The 16223-nt window shown below is 61.8% G+C and carries 14 protein-coding genes; 10 read left to right on the top strand and 4 right to left on the bottom strand.

Annotation, left to right across the window (positions count from 1 at the left end; translation table 11 throughout):
• Positions 1-80 precede the first annotated feature (80 nt).
• Genes phnL through phnP form a run of 4 tightly spaced genes read left to right on the top strand, consistent with a single transcriptional unit; the run spans position 81 to position 3231 of the window.
• Positions 81-761 (top strand): phosphonate C-P lyase system protein PhnL, encoded by a 681-nt coding sequence (gene phnL / locus ABLV64_RS10655; RefSeq protein ID WP_004206372.1) that lies wholly within the window; start codon positions 81-83, stop codon positions 759-761.
• Positions 758-1894: an alpha-D-ribose 1-methylphosphonate 5-triphosphate diphosphatase gene (gene phnM, locus ABLV64_RS10650; RefSeq protein WP_004206370.1), complete on the top strand. Its 1137-nt coding sequence runs from the start codon at positions 758-760 to the stop codon at positions 1892-1894. The genes phnL and phnM overlap by 4 nt, the downstream gene beginning before the upstream one ends.
• The gene (gene phnN, locus ABLV64_RS10645; protein ID WP_004206368.1) at positions 1894-2457 is read left to right on the top strand and encodes a ribose 1,5-bisphosphokinase; all 564 of its coding nucleotides are present in this window, start codon (positions 1894-1896) and stop codon (positions 2455-2457) included. The genes phnM and phnN overlap by 1 nt, the downstream gene beginning before the upstream one ends.
• 15 nt (positions 2458-2472) lie before the next feature.
• Positions 2473-3231: a phosphonate metabolism protein PhnP gene (gene phnP, locus ABLV64_RS10640; protein WP_069135479.1), complete on the top strand. Its 759-nt coding sequence runs from the start codon at positions 2473-2475 to the stop codon at positions 3229-3231.
• Between the two features lie 22 nt (positions 3232-3253).
• On the opposite strand, the gene yjdP is transcribed toward phnP, so the two are convergent.
• On the bottom strand, positions 3254-3607 hold the full coding sequence (gene yjdP / locus ABLV64_RS10635) for a DDRRRQL repeat protein YjdP (protein WP_004206366.1): 354 nt from the start codon (positions 3605-3607) through the stop codon (positions 3254-3256).
• Between the two features lie 70 nt (positions 3608-3677).
• Complete coding sequence (locus tag ABLV64_RS10630) at positions 3678-5963, bottom strand: ATP-binding protein (protein ID WP_069135480.1); 2286 nt, start codon at positions 5961-5963, stop codon at positions 3678-3680.
• 179 nt (positions 5964-6142) lie between these two features.
• Here ABLV64_RS10630 and ABLV64_RS10625 point away from each other — a divergent pair, with 179 nt between their 5' ends.
• The 4 genes from ABLV64_RS10625 (at position 6143) to ABLV64_RS10610 (ending at position 10712) form a co-directional block, all read left to right on the top strand.
• Positions 6143-7663: a sugar ABC transporter ATP-binding protein gene (locus tag ABLV64_RS10625; RefSeq protein ID WP_032456860.1), complete on the top strand. Its 1521-nt coding sequence runs from the start codon at positions 6143-6145 to the stop codon at positions 7661-7663.
• Positions 7660-8658 carry a ribose ABC transporter permease gene (locus ABLV64_RS10620; protein WP_004206363.1) on the top strand — a complete coding sequence of 333 codons (999 nt, stop codon included), beginning with the start codon at positions 7660-7662 and terminating at the stop codon, positions 8656-8658. The genes ABLV64_RS10625 and ABLV64_RS10620 overlap by 4 nt, the downstream gene beginning before the upstream one ends.
• Before the next feature lie 30 nt (positions 8659-8688).
• A complete protein-coding gene (locus tag ABLV64_RS10615; protein WP_004206362.1) occupies positions 8689-9630 on the top strand; it encodes an ABC transporter substrate-binding protein in 942 nt (313 codons plus the stop codon).
• 74 nt (positions 9631-9704) lie between these two features.
• Positions 9705-10712 (top strand): carbohydrate kinase family protein, encoded by a 1008-nt coding sequence (locus ABLV64_RS10610; protein ID WP_153245321.1) that lies wholly within the window; start codon positions 9705-9707, stop codon positions 10710-10712.
• Between the two features lie 50 nt (positions 10713-10762).
• Here the strand turns inward: ABLV64_RS10610 and ABLV64_RS10605 are convergent, their stop codons facing one another.
• A complete protein-coding gene (locus ABLV64_RS10605) occupies positions 10763-11491 on the bottom strand; it encodes a response regulator transcription factor (RefSeq protein ID WP_004206359.1) in 729 nt (242 codons plus the stop codon).
• Between the two features lie 272 nt (positions 11492-11763).
• Here ABLV64_RS10605 and fdhF point away from each other — a divergent pair, with 272 nt between their 5' ends.
• Both fdhF and ABLV64_RS10595 read left to right on the top strand, forming a co-directional pair.
• Positions 11764-13911 (top strand): formate dehydrogenase subunit alpha, encoded by a 2148-nt coding sequence (fdhF, locus tag ABLV64_RS10600; RefSeq protein WP_077598907.1) that lies wholly within the window; start codon positions 11764-11766, stop codon positions 13909-13911.
• Between the two features lie 204 nt (positions 13912-14115).
• Positions 14116-14802 carry a tetratricopeptide repeat protein gene (locus ABLV64_RS10595; protein ID WP_004206356.1) on the top strand — a complete coding sequence of 229 codons (687 nt, stop codon included), beginning with the start codon at positions 14116-14118 and terminating at the stop codon, positions 14800-14802.
• Positions 14803-14836: 34 nt separating this feature from the next.
• Here the strand turns inward: ABLV64_RS10595 and gltP are convergent, their stop codons facing one another.
• Positions 14837-16150 (bottom strand): glutamate/aspartate:proton symporter GltP, encoded by a 1314-nt coding sequence (gene gltP, locus ABLV64_RS10590; RefSeq protein ID WP_004206354.1) that lies wholly within the window; start codon positions 16148-16150, stop codon positions 14837-14839.
• Between the last annotated feature and the right edge of the window lie 73 nt (positions 16151-16223).

The following is a 16223-nucleotide window of genomic DNA, read 5'->3' as shown; positions in this document are numbered from 1 at the left end:
CTTACCCGGCCCACAGGTGCGTTATTCGTAGGCCGGGTAAGCGAAGCGCCACCCGGCAACCCAACCTCGTGAGAGCTAACATGATCCGCGTTGAAAACGTCCATAAAACCTTTGTTCTGCACCAGCAGCACGGCGTGCGTCTGCCGGTGCTGGCCGACGCCTCGCTGACCGTTAACGCCGGGGAGTGCGTGGTGCTCCACGGTCACTCCGGCAGCGGCAAATCGACCCTGCTGCGTTCGCTGTACGCCAACTATCTGCCGGACAGCGGCCATATTCATATCCGCCACGGCGACGAATGGGTGGACCTGGTCACCGCCACGCCGCGCAAGGTGCTGGAAGTGCGCAAAACCACCATCGGCTGGGTCAGCCAGTTTCTACGGGTGATCCCGCGTATTTCGGCGCTGGAGGTGGTGATGCAGCCGCTGCTCGATCTCGGGACGCCGCGTGAAGCGAGCGCCGCCAAAGCCGCCCAGCTGCTGACCCGCCTCAACGTTCCGCAACGTCTGTGGCACCTTGCGCCGTCGACCTTTTCCGGCGGCGAACAGCAACGGGTCAATATCGCCCGCGGTTTTGCGGTCGACTATCCGATCCTGCTCCTCGATGAACCCACCGCCTCACTGGATGGCAAAAACAGTGCTGCCGTGGTCGACCTGATCCACGATGCCAAAGCGCGCGGCGCGGCCATCGTCGGGATTTTCCATGACGAAGGGGTACGCCGTCAGGTCGCCGACCGGCTGCACCCCATGGGAATAACAGCATGATTATCAATAACGTAAAACTGGTTCTCGACGATGACGTGGTCCACGGTTCGCTGGAAGTCCAGGACGGTCGCATTCTCGCCTTCGCTGAAAGCCAGAGCCGGCTGCCGCAGGCGCTGGATGGGGAAGGCGGCTGGCTGCTGCCGGGCCTTATCGAGCTGCATACCGATAACCTCGACAAGTTCTTTACCCCGCGGCCGAAGGTAGACTGGCCGGCCCACTCGGCGATGAGCAGCCACGACGCAATGATGGTCGCCAGCGGCATCACCACCGTGCTGGACGCCGTGGCGATTGGCGACGTGCGCGATGGCGGCGATCGTCTTGAGAATCTGGAGAAGATGGTCAATGCGGTGGAAGAGACGCAAAAGCGCGGTCTTAACCGCGCAGAGCACCGTCTGCACCTGCGCTGCGAGCTGCCGCATCACACCACGCTGCCGCTGTTTGAAAAGCTGATCGACCGCGAGTCGGTGAGCATGGTCTCTCTGATGGACCACTCGCCCGGCCAGCGTCAGTACGCCGATCGCAGCAAGTACCGCGATTACTATCAGGGAAAATATCATCTGACGCATGACGAAATGGACCGTTTTGAAGCCGAGCAGATGGCTCTGGCCGCCACCTGGTCGCAGCCCAATCGCCAGACCATCGCCGCCATGTGCCGCGCCCGCCGTATCGCCCTCGCCAGCCACGACGACGCCACCGAGGCGCATGTGGCTGAATCCCACCAGCTGGGTAGCGTCATCGCCGAGTTTCCCACCACCCTGGCCGCGGCGCAGGCTTCACGTCAGCACGGGATGCACGTCCTGATGGGGGCGCCGAATATCGTGCGCGGCGGTTCCCACTCCGGCAACGTCGCCGCCCACCTGCTGGCGAACCACGGTTTGCTCGACATTCTCTCTTCCGACTACTATCCCGCCAGCCTGCTGGATGCCGCATTCCGCATCGCCGACGCCGAGGATAACGCCTTCACCCTGGCGCAGGCGATCCGTCTGGTCAGCAAACATCCGGCGCAGGCGCTGGGCCTTGACGATCGCGGCGTCATCGCCGAGGGGAAACGCGCCGACCTGGTGCTGGCGCACCGTCGCGGCGAGCATGTCCACATCGACCATGTCTGGCGCCAGGGAAGGAGGGTCTTTTAATGCCGGGAAAACTGATCTGGCTGGTGGGCCCCTCCGGCTCCGGGAAAGACAGCCTGCTGGCGGCGCTGCGCCAGCGCGAGCACCCGCAGCTGCTGGTGGCGCATCGTTACATTACCCGGCCCTTTAACGCCGGTAACGAAAACCATATCGCCCTCAGCGAACATGAATTTTTTACCCGCGCCGAGCAGCATCTCTTTGCCCTCAGCTGGCACGCCAACCATACTTACTATGGCATTGGCGTGGAGATCGACCTGTGGCTGCACGCCGGCTTCGACGTGGTGGCCAATGGCTCCCGCGCCCATCTGGCGCTGGCGCGGGAACGCTACGGCGAGGTGCTGGTGCCGATCTGTCTCGCCGTCTCGCCGCCGGTGCTGCGCCAGCGGCTGGAGCAGCGCGGCCGGGAAAATGCGGTGGATATCGCCCAGCGTCTGGACCGCGCCGCGCGCTATAAGCCGGACGATTGCCTGACGCTGAATAACGACGGCAGTCTCCGACAATCGGTCGATGAATTTTTCCGCCTGCTGCGCAGCCACGCGGTGCGCGAAGCGGATCCGCTGGTATAAACCAAAGGTGACACGATGAGCCTGACCCTCCGCTTAACCGGCACCGGCGGCGCTCAGCTGGTGCCGGCCTTTGGCTGCGATTGCGCGGCCTGCCGCCGCGCCCGCCGCGAGGAAAGCCATCGCCGACGCCCCTGTAGCGGGGTGGTGACGTTCAACAGCGCAGTGACGCTGCTGGACGCCGGCAGACCGGATCTGATGGAACATCATCCCGCCGGCAGCTTTCAGCAGGTGCTGCTAACCCACTATCACCTGGATCATGTGCAGGGGCTGTTTCCGCTGCGCTGGGGCGTGGGCGCGCCGATCCCGGTCTACGGCCCGCCGGACTACGCCGGCTGCGACGATCTGCTCAAGCACCCCGGCCTGCTCGACTTCAGCCATACCGTCACGCCGTTTGTGGTGTTTGAGCTGCAGGGCCTGCGGGTAACGCCCCTGCCGCTCAACCATTCGAAGCTCACCTTCGGTTATCTGCTGGAGTCGGCCCACAGTCGGGTAGCCTGGCTCTCGGATACCGCCGGGCTGCCGGACAAGACGCTGAAGTTTTTACTCAGCAACCGCCCGCAGGCGATGATCATCGACTGCAGCCATGAGCCGCGGGCGCAGACCCCGCGTAACCATAACGATTTCAATACCGTTCGCGCCCTTAACCAGGCGATAGGCTGTCCGCGGGTGATCCTCACCCATATCAGCCATCAGTTTGACGTCTGGATGATGGATAACCCGCTACCGGAAGGTTTCGAAGCGGGTTATGACGGGATGGAAATCGTGCTGGATTAGGCGTCGGTCTGCTGCGGGGCGATCAATAGTCATCGTCCAGACGACGCTGATCGCTTTCTAACTGGCGGCGATCGCGATCGAGCTGGCGCTGGCGTTCATCCAGCTGACGGCGGCGATCGTCCAGCTGGCGTTGCCGATCGTCATGCTGACGCTGGCTGTCACGGCTCTGCTGGCGACTTCCCTGATAGCGCCCGTCATCATACCGGCCATCGTCATCGTATCTGTCGTCGTCATCAGAGCGACTGCTACCCGGGTTATAGGCGTCGTTAATGGCTTGCTGAATATTGCCGATCGCGTCATCGATAATATCGGCGCGGGCGGCCAGGCTGGTCAGCGACAGAGTGCAAAAGAGCAGTGCGATTGCGTAACGTTTCATCGGGGCCAATCTCATCAGAGTCCTGCCGCTACCTTAATCATCGGCATGCCGCCCGGGTAGCGGAGGAATCTCAAATCCTCGCGTACGCTGCACTCAGCGCCTGCGCCAGTTGAGCGCGGGTAAAGGGCTTACGCAGCCACTCCACCTCCGGCAGGGCCGGGTTCTGCGCCGGGCGCAAATCCTGACCGCTGATCAGCAGTACCGGCAGCGCCGGAAAGCGGCGTCGGGCGGTATGGATCACATCGGCGCCGCTCAGCGCGCCGGGCAGCATCAAATCGCTGATCAACAGGGCGATATCCGGCGAGGCCTCCAGCAGCTGCAGCGCCTCTTCCCCGCTGGCGGTTTCCAGCGTCAACCAGCCCAGCTGATGCAGCTGCTCACACAGCGTCTGGCGAACATCCTCTTCATCCTCCAGCACCAGCGCCAGCCGCTCTCCCGCCGGGATGGGTTCGTCTTCCACCGGCGCCACCGCCTTCACGACCTCGGTCATCGCCCGGGGCAGCTGCAGCCGCACCGTCGTCCCCTGCCCCGGCGCGCTCTCCAGCGCCACCCGGCCGCCCGACTGGCGCACAAAGCCATACACCATCGACAGCCCCAGGCCGCTGCCGCTGCCGGTGGCTTTGGTGGTGAAGAAGGGTTCAAACACCCGGGCTTTCACCGCCTGCGACATGCCGCTGCCGTGATCGATCACCTCCAGGGCCACCATATCCTGCCGCTGGCCGCTGCTGCGAGTGACCCGCTGATTCCAGGTGCGAATTTTAATGACGCCCGCGCGCCCGGCCATGGCGTCGCGGGCGTTCATCACCAGGTTGATCAGGGCGTTTTCCAACTGGCCGACGTCTATCCATGCCGGCCATGCCGGCGACTGCGCCTCAATCTCCAGGCTCAAGGTCGCCGGCAGGGAGTGGCGCATCAGCTCGCTGAGGTTCTCCAGCAGCGGCGCCATCGCCACCGCCTGGGGATGCAGCGCCTGCTTGCGCGAAAAGGCCAGCAGCCGCTGGGTCAGAAGCGCCCCGCGTTCCGCCGCCTTCAGCGCCCTGGTGAGGCGCGGCGCATCCTGCGCATTCGGCTCCACCAGCTCAAGGCTGCCGATGATCACCGCCAGCAGGTTGTTAAAATCATGCGCCAGGCCTCCGGTCAGCTGGCCGACGGCCTTCATCTTCTGGCTGTGCAGCAGCGCCTCCTCCAGCTCCTGGCGCTTAATCCGATCGATCTCCATCTGGGTGGTCTTCTCTTTCAGCAGCCGGGTGGTGTGCTCCAGCGACGCCGTATTGCGGGCGAAAACGTTAAAGGCGCGCGCCAGTTCGCCCAGCTCGTCGCGCCGCTGCAGGGCCGGCACCGAGACGTTCGGCTCTCCCTGAGCCAGCCGCGACATCGCCCGCGAGATAGCGGTCAGATTAGAGCCCAGGTTACGGTAGATGTACCACCCGGCGCAGCCGGTGATCGCCAGCGCCAGCAGCGCGGAAAGCAGAATAAACATGCTGATGGAGCGCAGCTCCCGATGGCTCTGCGCCGCCCGCTGTTCTGAGGCTTCCGCCACCCGGGTCACGTACTGATTGATGTCGTCGTTAAGCAGCGCGACCAGCGCTTTGATGTGGTACATGTACCAGCTGATCGTCAGGTCGCTCTCCTCCAGCTGGGCCGACAGCGGGGCCAGCTTCGCCAGCTCCCGGGTGACGTCGGGGAGAACAAACGCCAGCGCGGGATCGGCGCTTTGAGCCGGCAGGTCGCCGCGCAGCTGGTCGAGCTGCAGAACGATCGACCGCGGCGTGACGGTATGGATCGCGGCGGCGATCAGCCGGTCCATCTCGGCTAGCCGACGAGGATCGATCGCCCGGTCCCCGCCGCGATCGTTAAGATCGGCGAGATGGCGCAGGTTGCTCTGATTCTGGTAAAGCGAACTCAGCAGCGCATTGCGCTGCAGATGACGACGCTGGCCGCGCTCCAGCATCTCCGCCACGCTCTGCTGCAGCGCGTTGCTGCGGCGAATAATACTGGCCACCAGCGCCTGCTCCTGCTGCGCCAGCGGGGCCGCCGCCAGCTGGGCCAGCGAGTGCTTCAGCGCCTGCTGCGTCGCCAGCAGCCGTTCCGCTTCGCTTTTGTACTCCAGCGCGCCCACCACCTGCGACAGGCGCACCGCCGCCGTGGCGACATTCGCCGTGTCCCGCGCCAGATCCATACTGCCGCGCATATCGTTGAGGGTCTGGCGCTGCACCTGCTCCTGCAGCTGGCTGGCGTGGTGAAAGCCGAACACCGCCACGCCGCTCACCAGCAGGGTGACGACCACCATCAGCAGATTAAAGGAGAGCAGGCGGCCACGGGCGCTGGTGAAAAACGGGTGTCGGCGAGCGGTCATAGCAACTCCGGTGAAGGAACGGTCGGCATATAGGCGTGACGGTGCAGAAAATGACGCCGCATAACTGTGATCGCGGTTAACTATTTATCACTATGACAAATATGAATGGATTCTGACATCCTGCATTTATTTTCCGGTGGTGGACTGCTGCTATTGTTCTCGCAGACAGGAGCGCCGTGATGACCGCCACCCCGGTACTGGAAATGCGCCATATCGCCAAAGCTTTTGGCAAATTCTACGCGCTGAAGGGCGTCGACCTGACGGTCTGGCCCGGCGAGATCCATGCCCTGATGGGGGAAAACGGCGCCGGAAAAAGCACGCTGATGAAGATCCTCGCCGGCGCCTATACCGCCACCAGCGGCGAGATCCTGATCGACGGGAAACCGCAAACGATCCGCGGCCCCAAGGACGCGCTGGCCGCCGGGATCACGTTGATCTACCAGGAGATGCAGCTGGCGCCGAACCTGACCGTCGCGGAAAACATTTTCCTCGGCAGCGAGCTGGCACGTGGTGGCCTGGTGCAGCGCAAAGCCATGCTCAGCCAGGCGCAGGCGGTGATCGACCGTCTCGGCGCCCAGTTCAGGGCCAGCGACCGGGTGATGACCCTGACCATCGCCGAGCAGCAGCAAGTGGAGATCGCCCGCGCCCTGCACCGTCAAAGCCGCATTCTGGTGATGGATGAACCCACCGCCGCCCTCTCCTCGCGGGAAACCCAGCGCCTGTTCGACCTCATCCTGCGCCTGCGCGATGAGGGGATGGCGATTATCTATATCAGCCACCGCATGGCGGAAGTGTATGAGCTCTCCGACCGGGTCAGCGTCCTGCGCGACGGGCAGTATGTCGGCAGCCTGGTGCGCGACAAGCTCAACGCACCGGAGCTGGTGCGCATGATGGTCGGCCGTCCGCTCAGCGATCTGTTCAATAAAGAGCGCGATATTCCCCGCGGCCAGCCGCGCCTGCGGGTCGAGGATCTGACCGATGGCGGTAAGGTTAAGCCCAGCAGCCTGGTGGTGCATGCCGGCGAAATCGTCGGCCTCGCCGGGCTGGTCGGCGCCGGACGCTCCGAACTGGCGCAGCTGATCTTTGGCGTGCGCAAAGCCACCGGCGGGGTGATCGAGATCGACGGCGAGCCGGTGGTGATCCACTCGCCGCGCGAAGCCATCGACCATGGCATCGGCTTTCTGACCGAAAACCGCAAAGAGCAGGGCCTGTTTCTCGAACTGGCGGCCCAGGAAAACATCACCATGGCGACGCTGGAGCGCGACGCGACCTGGGGAATGCTCAACCGCCGGAAGGCGCAAACCATCTCCGATGATGCCATCCAGCTGCTGAACATCCGCGTACCGCACGCCCAGGTGCGCGCCGGCGGGCTGTCCGGCGGCAACCAGCAGAAATTATTGATTTCACGCTGGGTGGCGATTGGCCCGCGCATTCTGATCCTTGATGAACCCACCCGCGGCGTCGACGTCGGCGCGAAAAGCGAGATTTACCGCATCATGAACGACATGGCGCGCCAGGGCGTCGCCATTCTGATGATCTCCAGCGAACTGCCCGAAGTGGTGGGCATGAGCGACCGGGTCTATGTGATGCGCGAAGGGACTATCGCCGGCGAGCTGCAGTCCGGCGATATCAGCCAGGAACAGATCATGACGCTGGCCACCGGCGTGAACGATTCTCACCTTAAGGCAGGGCAACTATGAGCATACCGAAAGAGACCTCCGCGCCGGTCGCGAAATCCGCTTCGGCGAAAAAAATGCTGATGGGCGACCTGATGCAGACCGTCGGCATTCTGCCGATCCTCATCCTGATCGTCGCCGTCTTCGGCTTTATCGCCCCCAACTTCTTCACGGAAAGCAATCTGCTGAATATCACCCGCCAGGCCTCGATCAACATTGTGCTGGCGGCGGGAATGACCTTCATCATCCTCACCGGCGGCATTGACCTTTCCGTCGGCTCCATTCTCGGCACCACCGCGGTGGCGGCAATGGTGGTCTCGCTGATCCCGGAGCTGGCGTTGCTGTCGATTCCGGCGGCGCTGATGCTCGGCCTGCTGCTCGGCCTGTTCAACGGCGCGCTGGTGGCCTTCGCCGGGCTACCGCCGTTTATTGTCACTCTCGGCACCTATACGGCGCTGCGCGGCGCCGCCTATCTGCTGGCCGACGGCACCACGGTGATCAACTCCGATATCAGCTTCGAGTGGATCGGCAATGACTACCTCGGCCCGGTGCCGTGGCTGGTGGTCATCGCCCTGGCGGTTATCGCGGTGTGCTGGTTTATCCTGCGCCGAACCACCCTTGGGGTGCATATCTACGCGGTGGGCGGCAACATGCAGGCGGCGCGGCTGACCGGCATTAAAGTCTGGCTGGTGCTGTTGTTTGTCTATGGCATGAGCGGCCTGCTCTCCGGCCTTGGCGGAGTGATGAGCGCCTCCCGGCTGTACAGCGCCAACGGTAACCTCGGGGTCGGCTACGAGCTGGACGCCATCGCCGCGGTCATTCTTGGCGGCACCAGCTTCGTCGGCGGGATCGGCACCATCACCGGTACGCTGGTGGGGGCGCTGATTATCGCCACCCTCAATAACGGTATGACCCTGATGGGGGTCTCCTACTTCTGGCAACTGGTGATCAAAGGGGCGGTGATCATCATTGCGGTGCTGATCGACAAATACCGTACCCGACATCATCAAAGTGCATAACAACACCATCTTACCTGCGAGGAAAAGCGAATGCGTTTAAAACCGATAGTCACCGCGCTGTGTGCTGGCGCGCTGCTGGCCGCCTCCCCTTTTGCGTCGGCCAAAGAGCTGAAAGCGATTGGCGTGACGGTGGGCGACCTTGCCAACCCGTTCTTTGTGCAGATCACCAAGGGCGCGGAGCTGGAGGCCCGCAAGCTGGCGGGGGATAACGTCAAAGTGACGCTGGTCTCCAGCGGCTACGATCTGGGCCAGCAGGTGGCGCAGATCGATAACTTTATCGCCGCCAAAGTCGATATGATTATCCTCAACGCCGCCGATTCGAAAGGCATTGGCCCGGCGGTGAAACGGGCCAAAGAGGCCGGGATCGTGGTGGTGGCGGTTGACGTTGCCGCCGAAGGGGCCGACGCCACCATCACCTCCGATAACACCCAGGCGGGCGAGCTGGCCTGTAAATACATTAGCGATCGTCTGAACAACAAAGGCAACGTGGTGATCATCAACGGGCCGCCGGTCTCCGCCGTACAAAACCGCGTCGAAGGCTGCGAAACGGAGTTCAAAAAACACCCGGATATAAAAATTCTGTCCTCCAACCAGAACGCCAAAGGCAGCCGGGAAGGCGGACTGGAGGTGATGACCTCCCTGCTGGCGGCCAATCCGAAGATTGACGGCGTGTTCGCGATCAACGATCCGACAGCGATTGGCGCCGATCTGGCAGCGAAACAGGCGCAGCGCAGCGAGTTCTTCATCGTCGGCGTCGACGGCAGCCCGGACGGCGAAGAGGCGCTGAAGCGTAAGAACTCCTTGTTTGTCGCAACGCCGGCGCAGGATCCGCAGGTGATGGCGGCGAAGGCGGTGGAAATTGGCTACAACATCCTGCAGGGCAAACCGGCCCCAACCGCGCCGGTGCTGATCCCGGTGACCATGATCGACAAAAACAACGTCAGCTCTTACAAAGGCTGGACCGTGAAATAAGCGCAACCGGGCGCACGATCGTTCCGCCGATTGTGCGCTACGCTTAACAAGTATGACGGCGCGGAGTAGCGATCATGGAACGTAAAGGCATTATTGCCGCAGGCAACATGCTGGTCGATCATGTCCACCAGATCAGACAGTGGCCGGAGCGCGGCTGGCTGGTGGAGATTATGCATAGCGAACGCGCCACCGGCGGCGCGCCGCTGAACGTCCTGCTGACCCTGGCCAAAATGCACGCCGGCCTGCCGCTGCAAGCGGTCGGCCTGATTGGCGAGGATAACGATGGCGACTACATTACCGCCATGCTCGATCAGTACCATATCAATCGCCAGCTCGTGCAGCGCACCAGCTCTGCCCCCACCTCGATGACTCAGGTGATGACCGACGCTGACGGTCAGCGCACCTTCTTTCACTCTCCCGGCGCCAACCGCCTGCTTGACCTTCCGGCCTTTGAGCCGCTGGATGCGCCGCTGAAAATTTTCCATCTCGGCTATCTGCTGCTGCTTGAGAGTCTCGATCGCCCCGACGAAGTGTACGGCACCCGCAGCGCGCGACTGCTGGCGCAGATGCGCGAGCGAGGCTATGAGGTTTCCCTCGATCTGGTGTCGCGCAAGGGCGACCCGCGCTACCGCCCGCTGGTCCTGCCGGCGCTGGCGCATCTTGACTACCTGACCATCAATGAACTGGAAGCCAGCGAGTTTAGCGGGCTGGAGATTCGGCTACCCAACGGCGAGCCGCACGTCGCCCATATCGCCCGCGCCGCCAGCGCATTGCTTGACGCCGGCGTGCGCCAACGGGTGGTGATCCACTGCCCGGAGGGGGCATGGGGCGTCTCACGTACCGAAGCCGGGCGCTGGGTGCCGTCATGGCGGCTGCCGCCGGAGGAGATTGTCGGCAGCGTCGGCGCCGGGGATGCCTTCTGCGCCGGCCTGCTGTACGGCAGCCACGAACGCTGGCCGTTAACCGACAGTCTGCAGCTGGCCCACGCCTGCGCCCGCGCCAGCCTGCAGGCTGCCAATGCGATCGACGGCGCCAAAACGCTCACTGAGCTACAGACGTTTATTCAGTTGCAAAATAATTAGAAGGGTTGACTCCCCCAGCAATGGCCAGGCCGGTTAGACAGCTTCCCGCCCTATGCCGCCTTCTCGCTGTGGGTCACGTCGGCGGAAAAGACATAGCCCAGGCCGCGCAGCGTTTTAATCAGCGTCGGCTGATGCGGGTTCAGCTCGATTTTGCGCCGCAGGCGCATGATCAGCACATCGATGGTGCGGTCGAACACCTCGGTGCTTTCGGTATGGGTCAGCGCCAGCAACTGTTCGCGGTTCAGTACCCGGCGGGCGTTCTGCGCCAGCGCCAGCAGCAAACCGTATTCTCCCTGGGTCAGCGGGATCGCCTGCTGCTGCGGGTTATACAGCTCACAGCGGGTGGTATCCAGCCGCCAGCCGTTGAACGTCAGGCCGGCGGCGACGCCCGGCGCCTCGCTGGCCAGCGCCCCGCTGCGCCGCAGCACCGCCTTCACCCGGGCGACCACCACCCGCGAACTGAACGGTTTGGCGATGTAATCATCGGCACCCATCTCCAGGCCCACCACCACATCGGACTCACTGCCCAGGCCGGAGAGCATCACCACCGGCAGCTCCGGCCGGGTGCGCTGCAGCTGCTGAAGCACCTGCAGGCCATTGGTATCCGGCAGGATCATATCCAGCAAAACCAGCGCGATGTCCGCCCGCTGCGCCACCGTCGCCAGCGCGTCGCCGCCGGTCTGGCAGACCAGCACCTCAAACGCGTGCGCGCCGAGCACATCTCTGAGCAGCTCGCCCATCGCTATGTCGTCATCGACCACTAAAATGACCGGTTTCATCTTTGCCTCTGCCCGCGGGGAGTTAGTGTCAGTCTGATCGATTCTGCAAGGCTGCGCCGACAAATTCCTCTCCCGGTGACATTTTTTCAAGCGCCGTCACATCTCCAGGGTATCGACACGTCAAATCTGTCGACAGGCTGTTTTTCGTCAGCATTTCGCCCAAAAAAGCCGCGTATCATCAAGGAATACCCACAATGAAAATATGGCATAGAAGATGCATAGTGACGGCGCGATAGCGCAAACGCGCCCATTGAATAACTGGAGCAAGACCGATGAAAAAAGTCGTCACGGTTTGCCCGTATTGCGCATCAGGTTGCAAAATCAATCTGGTGGTCGATAACGGCAAAATCGTTCGGGCTGAAGCGGCGCAGGGGAAAACCAACCAGGGAACCCTGTGCCTGAAAGGCTATTATGGCTGGGACTTTATTAACGATACCCAGATCCTGACGCCGCGCCTGAAAACCCCCATGATCCGTCGTCAACGCGGCGGCAAGCTGGAAGCTGTCTCCTGGGATGAGGCGCTGGATTACGTCGCCACTCGCCTCAGCGCCATTAAAGCCAAATATGGCCCGGATGCGATCCAAACCACCGGCTCCTCCCGCGGCACCGGTAATGAAACCAACTATGTGATGCAAAAATTCGCGCGCGCCGTTATTGGTACCAATAACGTCGACTGCTGCGCTCGCGTCTGACACGGCCCTTCGGTTGCAGGTCTGCACCAGTCGGTCGGTAACGGCGCCATGAGTAATGCCATCACAGAGATTGATAACACCGATCTGGTGTTTATCTTCGGCTACAACCCGGCGGATTCCCACCCTATCGTGGCGAATCACGTCATTAACGCTAAACGCAACGGGGCGAAAATTATCGTCTGCGACCCGCGCAAAATTGAAACCGCGCGCATCGCCGATATGCACATTGCGCTGAAGAACGGCTCGAATATCGCGCTGCTCAACGCGATTGGCCACGTGATTATTGAAGAGGATCTGTACGATAAATCCTTCGTCGCCAGCCGTTCCGAAGGCTTCGAGGAGTATCGCAAAATCGTTGAAGGCTACACGCCGGAGTCGGTGGAGGAGATCACCGGGGTCAGCGCCCAGGAGATCCGCGCCTGCGCCCGGATGTACGCCAGCGCCAAATCCGCCGCCATTCTGTGGGGCATGGGCGTTACCCAGTTCTACCAGGGCGTGGAGACCGTGCGTTCCCTGACCAGCCTGGCGATCCTCACCGGCAACCTCGGCAAACCGAGCGTCGGCGTCAACCCGGTGCGTGGCCAGAACAACGTCCAGGGCGCCTGCGATATGGGTGCGCTGCCGGATACCTATCCAGGCTACCAGTACGTTAAGTTCCCGGAAAACCGCGAGAAGTTCGCCAAAGCCTGGGGCGTCGACAGCCTGCCGGCGCATACCGGCTATCGCATCAGCGAGCTGCCGCACCGCGCGGCGCACGGTGAAGTGCGGGCGGCGTACATTATGGGTGAAGATCCGCTGCAGACCGATGCTGAACTGTCAGCGGTGCGCAAAGCGTTCGACGATCTGGAACTGGTGATCGTCCAGGACATTTTCATGACCAAAACCGCCTCCGCGGCCGACGTCATCCTGCCGTCCACGTCGTGGGGCGAGCACGAAGGCGTGTACACCGCAGCGGACCGCGGCTTCCAGCGCTTCTTTAAAGCCGTGGAGCCGAAGTGGGATCTGAAAACCGACTGGCAGATCATCAGCGAAATCGCTACCCGGATGGGTTATCCGATGCACTACAACAACACCCAGGAGATCTGGGACGAGTTGCGGCATTTGTGCCCGGACTTCTACGGCGCCACCTACGAGAAAATGGGTGAGCTCGGCTATGTGATGTGGCCGTGCCGCGATGAGTCCGACGCCGATCAGGGGACGTCGTATCTGTTTAAAGAGAAGTTCGATACCCCGAACGGGCTGGCGCAGTTCTTCACCTGCGACTGGGTCGCGCCGATCGATAAGCTCACCGACGAGTACCCGATGGTGCTGTCGACGGTGCGCGAAGTCGGCCACTACTCGTGCCGTTCAATGACCGGTAACTGCGCGGCGCTGGCGGCGCTGGCGGATGAGCCTGGCTATGCGCAAATCAACACCGCCGACGCCGAACGGTTAGGCATTGAGGATGAAGCGCTGGTGTGGGTGAATTCGCGCAAGGGTCGGATCATCACCCGCGCGCAGGTCAGCGACCGGCCGAATAAAGGCGCGGTGTATATGACCTACCAGTGGTGGATTGGCGCCTGTAACGAGCTGGTGTCGGAGAACCTGAGCCCAATAACCAAAACGCCGGAGTACAAGTACTGCGCGGTCAACGTTGAGCGGATTGCCGATCAGCGCGCGGCGGAACAGTACGTGATCGACGAGTACAACAAGCTGAAATCCCGCCTGCGCGAAAGCGCGATGGGTTAAGGTGCGACGGCCATACCCGATATCCGGGAACCCTCCCCGGTGGCGCTTACGCTTACCGGGGCTACCAACCGAATACCGAACCGTAGCCCGGATAAGGCGCTACGCGCCGCTATCCGGGTATTCACCCCGCTAATTCCCGCCATTTTCTTCTTTTTCGCCTCCCTTTATACTGCGCGCTATGTTCCTTGCTGATAATAAATACAAATGAAATACCTCTTTTTATTTTTACTGGTTTTCACCAGCGGCGCAGCGGTGGCCACCGAACCCGGCAGTCAGTATCAACAGCAGGCGGAAGCCGGCGATCGTCGCGCCCAATATTACCTTGCGGATACCTGGGTCAGCTCCGGCGATTATCAGAAAGCCGAATTCTGGGCCCAGAAAGCAGCGGCGCAGGGCGATGGCGACGCGCTGGCCCTGCTGGCGCAGCTCAAAATTCGCAATCCGCAGCAGGCGGACTATCCGCAGGCTCGCCAGCTGGCGGAAAAAGCCGTTAAGGCCGGCAGTAAATCCGGGGAAATCGTCCTCGCGCGGGTGCTGGTGAACCGTCAGGCCGGTCCCACCGACGTGGCGCACGCCATCACACTCCTGCAGGATGCCGCCCAGGACAGCGAAAGCGATGCGGCGGTAGACGCCCAGATGCTGCTCGGGCTGATCTACGCCAGCGGTGTGCACGGCCCGGAAGATGATGTGAAAGCGAGCGAATACTTCAAAGGCAGCTCAGCGCTCTCGCGGACCGGCTATGCCGAATACTGGGCCGGGATGATGTTCCAGCAGGGGGAGAAAGGCTTTATCGAACCGAATAAGCAGAAGGCGCTGCACTGGCTGAACGTTAGCTGTCTTGAGGGATTTGATACCGGCTGCGAAGAGTTTGACAGGATCAGTAAAGGATAAGAAAAAGCCCGGCACTCGCGCCGGGCTTTGTGTTTTATTGGGCGGTTTTATCAAACTTGCCCAGCACTTCGCGTTCATACGCCAGCGCTTTTTTACGGTCGAACTTATGCTCCCACTTGGCGATAACCAGCACCGCCAGCGCATTGCCCACCACGTTCAGCGCGGTACGCGCCATGTCGAGGATACGGTCAACGCCGGCGATAAAGGCGAGACCTTCCAGCGGGATCCCGACGCTGCCCAGGGTGGCCAGCAGCACGACAAAGGAGACGCCCGGCACGCCAGCGATCCCCTTCGAGGTCACCATCAGGGTCAGCACCAGGGTGATCTCCTGCCAGATGGAGAGGTCGATGCCGTAGAGCTGGGCGATAAAGATCGCCGCAATGCTCTGATACAGCGTTGAGCCATCGAGGTTAAAGGAGTAGCCGGTCGGCACCACGAAGCTGGTGATCGACGCCGGCGCGCCATAGGCTTCCATTTTCTCGATAATTCGCGGCAGCACACTCTCGGAGCTGGCGGTGGAGTAAGCCAGAATCAGCTCATCTTTTAGGATGCGGATCAGGATCCAGATGCTCAGGCCGCACAGGCGGGCGACAATCCCCAGCACCACCAGCGCGAAAAACAGGATCGCGAAGTAAACCAGCAGCACCAGCTTGGCCAACGGCCACAGCGAGGCGAACCCGAAGGTGGCGACGGTCACTGAAATCAGGGCGAACACCCCGATCGGCGCATAGCGCATCACCATATGGGTGACTTTGAACATGGTTTCGGAGATGGAGCGGAAGACCGTCACCAGCGGTTCACGGTGCGTCGCCGGCAGCGAGGAGAGCCCCAGACCAAACAGCACCGAGAAGAAAATAATCGGCAGCATATCGCCTTTCGCCATCGACGCCACGATGTTGGTTGGCACCAGCGACAGGATGGTGCCCATCAGGCCATGCGCATGGCTCTGCACCTCAGCGGTGGTATTCTGGTATTTCGAAATATCAACCGCCGCCAGCTGCGACATATCAATGCCCGTTCCCGGCTGAAAGACGTTGGCCAGGGTGATACCCAGCACGATCGCCACCGTGGTGATCACTTCGAAATAGATAATCGTTTTGGCGCCGATCCGGCCTAACTGTTTGGCATCGCCCACGCCGGCAATCCCGACCACCAGGGTCGAAATAACAATCGGGACCACGATCATTTTAATCAGATGGATAAAGATATCGCCCGCCGGTGTCAGCAAATTGCTAATCAACCAATCGCGACTTTCGGCGTGGTAATGCAGATAACTGCCCAGAAGGATACCCAGCACCAGGGCTAGCAAAATTTGCCAGGCCAGACTGACTTTTTTTGTTTTCTTCACTACTGACTTCCTCAATGAAAGGCACCATTCCTTTTCGTCATGGTACCCACTGCAGGGGGTATGAATTGTGTTG

The organism is Klebsiella sp. JB_Kp031 (genome assembly GCF_040064295.1).
GTDB lineage: Bacteria > Pseudomonadota > Gammaproteobacteria > Enterobacterales > Enterobacteriaceae > Klebsiella > Klebsiella quasipneumoniae.
The sequence above is the reverse complement of the archived record's forward strand: the minus strand, read 5'-3'. Positions and strand labels throughout refer to the sequence as shown.

Coding starts and splice junctions, on each gene's coding strand:
- phnL (WP_004206372.1), top strand. CDS start 81: ATGATCCGCGTTGAAAACGTCCATAAAACCTTTGTTCTGCACCAGCAG.
- phnM (WP_004206370.1), top strand. CDS start 758: ATGATTATCAATAACGTAAAACTGGTTCTCGACGATGACGTGGTCCAC.
- phnN (WP_004206368.1), top strand. CDS start 1,894: ATGCCGGGAAAACTGATCTGGCTGGTGGGCCCCTCCGGCTCCGGGAAA.
- phnP (WP_069135479.1), top strand. CDS start 2,473: ATGAGCCTGACCCTCCGCTTAACCGGCACCGGCGGCGCTCAGCTGGTG.
- yjdP (WP_004206366.1), bottom strand. CDS start 3,607: ATGAAACGTTACGCAATCGCACTGCTCTTTTGCACTCTGTCGCTGACC.
- ABLV64_RS10630 (WP_069135480.1), bottom strand. CDS start 5,963: ATGACCGCTCGCCGACACCCGTTTTTCACCAGCGCCCGTGGCCGCCTG.
- ABLV64_RS10625 (WP_032456860.1), top strand. CDS start 6,143: ATGACCGCCACCCCGGTACTGGAAATGCGCCATATCGCCAAAGCTTTT.
- ABLV64_RS10620 (WP_004206363.1), top strand. CDS start 7,660: ATGAGCATACCGAAAGAGACCTCCGCGCCGGTCGCGAAATCCGCTTCG.
- ABLV64_RS10615 (WP_004206362.1), top strand. CDS start 8,689: ATGCGTTTAAAACCGATAGTCACCGCGCTGTGTGCTGGCGCGCTGCTG.
- ABLV64_RS10610 (WP_153245321.1), top strand. CDS start 9,705: ATGGAACGTAAAGGCATTATTGCCGCAGGCAACATGCTGGTCGATCAT.
- ABLV64_RS10605 (WP_004206359.1), bottom strand. CDS start 11,491: ATGAAACCGGTCATTTTAGTGGTCGATGACGACATAGCGATGGGCGAG.
- ABLV64_RS10595 (WP_004206356.1), top strand. CDS start 14,116: ATGAAATACCTCTTTTTATTTTTACTGGTTTTCACCAGCGGCGCAGCG.